This window comes from Blastococcus deserti (assembly GCF_042682525.1).
Taxonomy (GTDB): Bacteria; Actinomycetota; Actinomycetes; order Mycobacteriales; family Geodermatophilaceae; genus Blastococcus_B; species Blastococcus_B deserti.
In genome coordinates this window covers 1-5437 of sequence record NZ_JBHUHP010000024.1, presented here as the reverse complement: position 1 = coordinate 5437, position 5437 = coordinate 1, and the positions used below count along the sequence as shown (strand labels likewise).

Sequence of the window (5437 nt, the reverse complement as noted above, 5' to 3'; positions counted from 1 at the left end):
CAGTGCGCCGGGCCGGTCGTGTTCGTAGCGGCGGATCGGCTCTCCGGTACTACGAGCAGGGCGACGGCTTCAACAGCGTGGGCTGGAGTGGAGACCCCAAAGACGCCATCGCGGATTTCAACCCAATACCTCTATTGGGAACGCTGGACAATGGGACCCTGATCACCATCACGGACGCAGGGCTGGCAGATCCCGGCCTCGGCGGTGGGCAGGTCTTCATTGGACGAAGACTTCTTCTGGGCGGACACGCGGGTGACCGCGACGCGACCTTCAACGCCTGCCGAGTGGCTATTCCGCAGCCTGACCTTTGGCCCGGCGTCATAGCTGAACCCCAGGCCGCCAGGGTGGTCCTGACCGAGGTCGCCGGCCAACTTGAGGCCCACCGCGACCGAGAGGGGGGCTGGCTGACACTGACACTGGACTCGGGGGTCAAGCTGAGCCAGCGTGAGTGGGAGCGCCAGTTCTGGAACCGATGCCTAACCCTCCTTCGCCTGTGGACGGACACGGCACTACGGGAAGAACGCGTACAGCTCCGAGCTAACCCAGATGAGTCCTGGATGGAGGCCATCTACGTTGGTGAGAGACGGTCAGAGCGTCTTGAGCCATGGAAGAGCCTTCTTCGCCCGACTGAGCTGACCTTCGGCATGGTCGCTGGGGCGCTTCCGCTGTTCGATGCCTTCGCCCCGATCCCCGACACCGCAACCAAGCACATGGTCGAGCGAGTGACGTTGGAGCTAGCCGTGCTGGCCAATGCGGCCTGCCTCGAGGGTCTGCACCGGGGTCTGTACCCCGACGCGGCGCTTTTCCAAGGGATCAACAAGCGCGGTCCCATCGTGAAACCGGCGGCAGAGGCCGCGGCGGATGCCGCGATCGGGCTGGGGGTGGTGTCCCCGGAAGATCGGAAGGCAACGGTGGATCGCCTGAAGCAGAGCTTTGGCCTCTTCAACGAACTGACGTTCGCTGAACGCTTACGGGTGCTCCTGCCGCCGGTCGAGGCGGTTGCTCCCGGTCTCATCGGGCAGGACCGCGACATCTGGATTCGCGAGGTCAAGCTTGCCCGGAATTTGGAGGCACACCGATTCGCCAAAGATGCCACAAAGCCGGAGAACTACGAGAAGCGGACCGATCACTACTACCAACTGGCACTCTCGACTGAGTGGGTACTGCGGATCAGCGTTCTGCTCCTCGTCGGCGTCGACCCGGCTGTGCTTTATGACCGACTGCAGGAGTACGAGAAATTCCACTTCGCGTTGGCCAACATGGACGGCTGCCGGTTCTCATGGCCGGGCTCTCGACTTGAAGAATTTCGGACAAGCCAGAGGCCCGCCACGTCAACTGCAGTCGTCGCACCTGTCCAGCGAGGCGGCGCACCGGGTTGAGTTGGCGGCTCGGGCCTTGCGACAGCCAAGGTGTCGGGTGGGGAGACCTTGACGGGCTTGGTAGTCAACTCCGTGACGATTCGAAGGAACTCGTTGGCGAAATGCCTCTGCAGACGGCTCCGAGGCGGCCGCACCATTGAGGTTCGCGTACGAGTGCGGGGAGGATCGCGAGAGGGTCAGCCATTCACGATCGACTCGCCGACACGAGTTCAGCCACTCGACGAGGCCCTGCAACCGACTTGGGCGTAGTGATCGGCTCGGCTGGCCATAGCCGCGCCTACCTACGGTCCTTCAGCGTGAGCAGCATGAGCTTCTGGTTCTCGCTGGCCGGACCGCACCAGCACAACTACTGATTGCGGCTATGAGCTGTGCTACTGATCCAGCAGTTGCGGTGGGCAGTTGGCGGCGTTCGCGGTCATTCGTAGCCGTCCGAGGCCGTACTTATCCGCCGGTCACCCAGCTTATGGAACTGCAGCGACCGCCTTGAACGCGATGATGACGGCTGGCTGTTGGGGGCAAGGATTAGAGTCCGCTCAGCTCCACTAGGGCCGCTAGCTTGCGAAAGCACGAGGTCGGTGCTCCGAAATGGACACCCGGAGGGCGCCAGCCAGGCTCGGACGAGCCTGGCCCTACTGCGTGGTGGAGTTGACGTTCTCGCTCCGTCGAAGGAACCGGAGACCCTGATGGTGCCCGCGAGCGTGGACGAGTTCGTGCGGCAGGAGCGGATCCGCTTCGAACTCGGGCCGGAGCACCTGGCCCTGGCCATCGCTGAGGACGACCTCGACCAGATGACGGCCGCCATGCGCGCGGCGAGCAGCATGTGGGGCGGCCGCCGGTTCCCACTGCTGGTGGTCGGCAAGATCGGGAACGTCACCGACGCGGCAGGGGGGCTGCAGCTCCTGGACGTCCTCGACGTCACGACCGTCATCGACTTCACCGGGACCCTCGCTGCGGCCGGGTTCGTCCAGTCACACGAGGGTCGGCGAGTTCGCGTGGTGCCCGCCCGTCCGCTCGAGGACGCGCGGCAGTGGGCTCCGTCCGCCCTGGTCAGCCACACGCTGGCGGAGCTCGATGGCCGGGTGGTCATCGAAGCTGGCGCGGAGAACGCCTTCCAGGTAGCGGCGGTCGGTCGTCTGGCGACCCGCGAAGAGCTCAGCAGCTGGGCGAAGTTCGGCGCCGAGGTTCAGGCCGTCACGGACGCGACGTTCTTCGAGGCGCAGGTCGGCGGCAGCAGCATCATCGACGACACCGTGCGTGGACTGACGACGCTTTACGCGGAAGCCCCGTTCGCGAAGTCCTTGGTTCTGCTGTACGTAATCGGCGCTGAGACGACCTTCGAGGACGTGCTGTGGTTCTGGAACGCCCGGGCCATGCGCCCCGGGGAGGAGGGCGCCTCGCTCCTCCTCGGCTACGACCAGGTACTGCCGAACAGAGACGCCCTCGTGGACCTGGTCCGGCAGACTGCCCGCGGCACGCCGTCGCTATCCGTGGTCAGCGTCTCTGTGCCGCGCGCGGACCTGGAGTCTCTGCTGGAGTCGGTGATCGGCATCGCCCGTCATGAGGGCACGAAGTGGACGGAGGGCCTGTTCCGCACGCAGACGGTGGAGCCGACGGCGGTCATCAACGGCGACCCCCGGCCGTTCTGGAGCGGCACTCGTCACGTGGGGGCCGCAACCGACCAGACGACCGCTCTCTACCGGCCGCGGACCACGGTGACATTCCTGGGACCGCTGTCCTTCGCGCCGGCGTTCACCGGACAGCCGGCAGACCTGCGGCTCCGCTCGAAGCTCTTCGATGTACCGCGACGGCCCGCCGTCGCGGAGCTCTTCGACGCGCAGGCCACGTGGGCGGGTGACGCCCTACGACTGCGGTCGCGGCTGCAGCGCCGCTACGAGCTCCCCCTCGCGCTGCCCTCGCCGGAGCATGTGCTGAAGGCCGCCGTCACCCTGCCGTACGAGCCCTCGGACAAGGCCCGGCAGCTGCGGGCCGTGCTCGAAAGGGAAGCCGGCCGGCTCGAGCCGTACCGAGACCCTGTTGTCGTGTCGGTCATCGAGGCCCTTACGCCCGACGACACCCGCAAGCTCAAGCGAGAACTGCAGAAGCTGGATGCACCCGACCGCGAGTCCGTGCTCGCGATGCTCGCCACGCTCCGCTCGCCCCGGCCCCGAACCCTCCATGACCTGGCGTCGAACCTCCCCCCGCCGTCGTCGGCAGTGCCTGCATCGCGCGTTGCGGCGGCTCTGGCGGAACTGGTGGACCGGGGTCATGTCCAGAGGGGGTTGCGCGCGGACTGCACCCTCTGCGACACCCACGACCTCCGGCAGCTCGATGACGCGGCGGCCCCGGTGACCTGCCGAGCGTGCGGGGCACCGGCCGTCTACGACGTCGGAGATCATGGGGAGCCCCGGCTGTACTACCTGCTCGCACCCGTGATGCGCCTGATCAGCGCGAACGGCGGTCTTCCCGTGCTCGCGGCCGCCGGCGTGCTTCAGTCGGAAGGGCTTCATCTCGTCGCCGGCGCGCAGTTCGTCGGGACCGACGAAGACTTCGAGGTGGACCTTTTGGGCTGGGGCGGCACGAAGGTCTACGCCGGCGAGATGAAGAAGCAGCCTGCGGGCTTCACCGACGTCGAGAGCGACGTCCGCAACAGCGTCCGCTTCGGCGCAGACGTGCACGTCGCGGCCACGTTCGGCGCCGTCGACGACACGCTGCGCGCCCGGCTCGAGGAGGCCTGCGCCGCGGAGAACATCGAGCTTCGTGTCCTCGACATCGAGACCCTGTTGACACATGACCAGCCCGCCACCGCTGCGTCGCCGGCGGGGGTTCAAGAGAGCGGCGATGACCCCGCCGACGGACGACCTGAAGGAGCACCGGGAGTCGCGTAGCAGGATCGTGAGCAGTCCCATCCCCTCGTCGAAGGACGCCAGTGCAGCTCCCGCTTCCGAGGATCGACTTCGAGCGCATCCGTGAGCACGAGGGCAGCCAGCACCGAGCGTGGGAAGAACTCACGTACCTCCTCGCGCCGGACATCGAGCGCCTGCCCGTCCACGCTCGCCTGGAGAGGCGCGCTGCTCCCGACGGCGGCATCGAGTTCTCCTGTGAGGCGCCGCCCGGCCGGGGGGCTGGGACCTGGGCGTGGCAGGCGAAGTACCTGGATGAGCTCGACGAGTCCGCCCTCCAGCAGATGCGCCGAAGCTTCTTCGACGCCCTGACGAACGCCCCCACCCTCACCCGGTACGCCTTCGTCCTGCCGATCGACCGAAGCGCCGCGGTCGTACCCGGGCGAATGAGCGCCCTGGAGAAGTGGAACCGCGCCGCGGAGCGGTGGCGCGACGAGGCCGCGCAGCGCGGCCGCACGATAGAGATCGTCTACCTCGGGCACAGCGACGTGCTGGCGGCGTTGCAGCTCGACCGACATGCGGGTGCCGTCCGCTACTTCTTCGACGAGACCCTGTTCACGGTCGACTTCTTCCGCCACCAGGTGGAGCGGGAGATCGCCAACCTGGGTGAGCGGTACGACCCCGAGGTTCACGTCGACGTGGACCTCGGCGACTACCTGGAGGCGGTGGCCCGAACGCCGGCGTTCGCCGCCCGAGTCGCCGAGGCCGTCGAGGAGGCCGCGACGGCGGCCGGCCGGCTGGTCGACGCAGGCGCTGCCCCAGACGAACGCGAGAACGGCGTCGACCGGGCAACAGCGACGGCCACCGCGCTCGCCCAGACGCTGCGGGCTTGCTCCCCGCGGCTGACCGAGCCCGACGACACCGTCGTGGCTGATCTGGTCGCCGCTCTCGACGACGTGTCACGCGCACTCGACGAGATCGACACGACCACCGAGGCGGAGCTCAACGCTCTCCCGGCGACTCCTGCGCGGCCCCCTGCCACCCGCAAGGGACGGGGGACCCGACCGACGGCCCGCGCCGACGACCCGGAGGCCGGCACCCGACGGCGCCTCTACGAGCTCCGGGCACGCCTTGCCCGCGCTCAGGACGCCGTCGTCCACGCGTTGCTCCTATGTCAAGCCGCCTGCGGCAGGGCTGCCGCGGCGGTTCGGTCGGTGG

General features: G+C 67.8%; 3 protein-coding genes. All 3 read left to right on the top strand.

The window, feature by feature from the left end:
• On the top strand, nt 1-1379 hold a 1379-nt coding region (locus ACFSHS_RS18925), incomplete at its 5' end, for a HEPN domain-containing protein (protein ID WP_376879466.1).
• 992 nt (nt 1380-2371) lie between these two features.
• On the top strand, nt 2372-4264 hold the full coding sequence (locus tag ACFSHS_RS18920; protein ID WP_376879464.1) for a hypothetical protein: 1893 nt from the start codon (nt 2372-2374) through the stop codon (nt 4262-4264).
• 41 nt (nt 4265-4305) lie between these two features.
• Nucleotides 4306-5437 (top strand): hypothetical protein (locus ACFSHS_RS18915; protein WP_376879461.1); only part of this gene is annotated, 1132 nt, incomplete at its 3' end.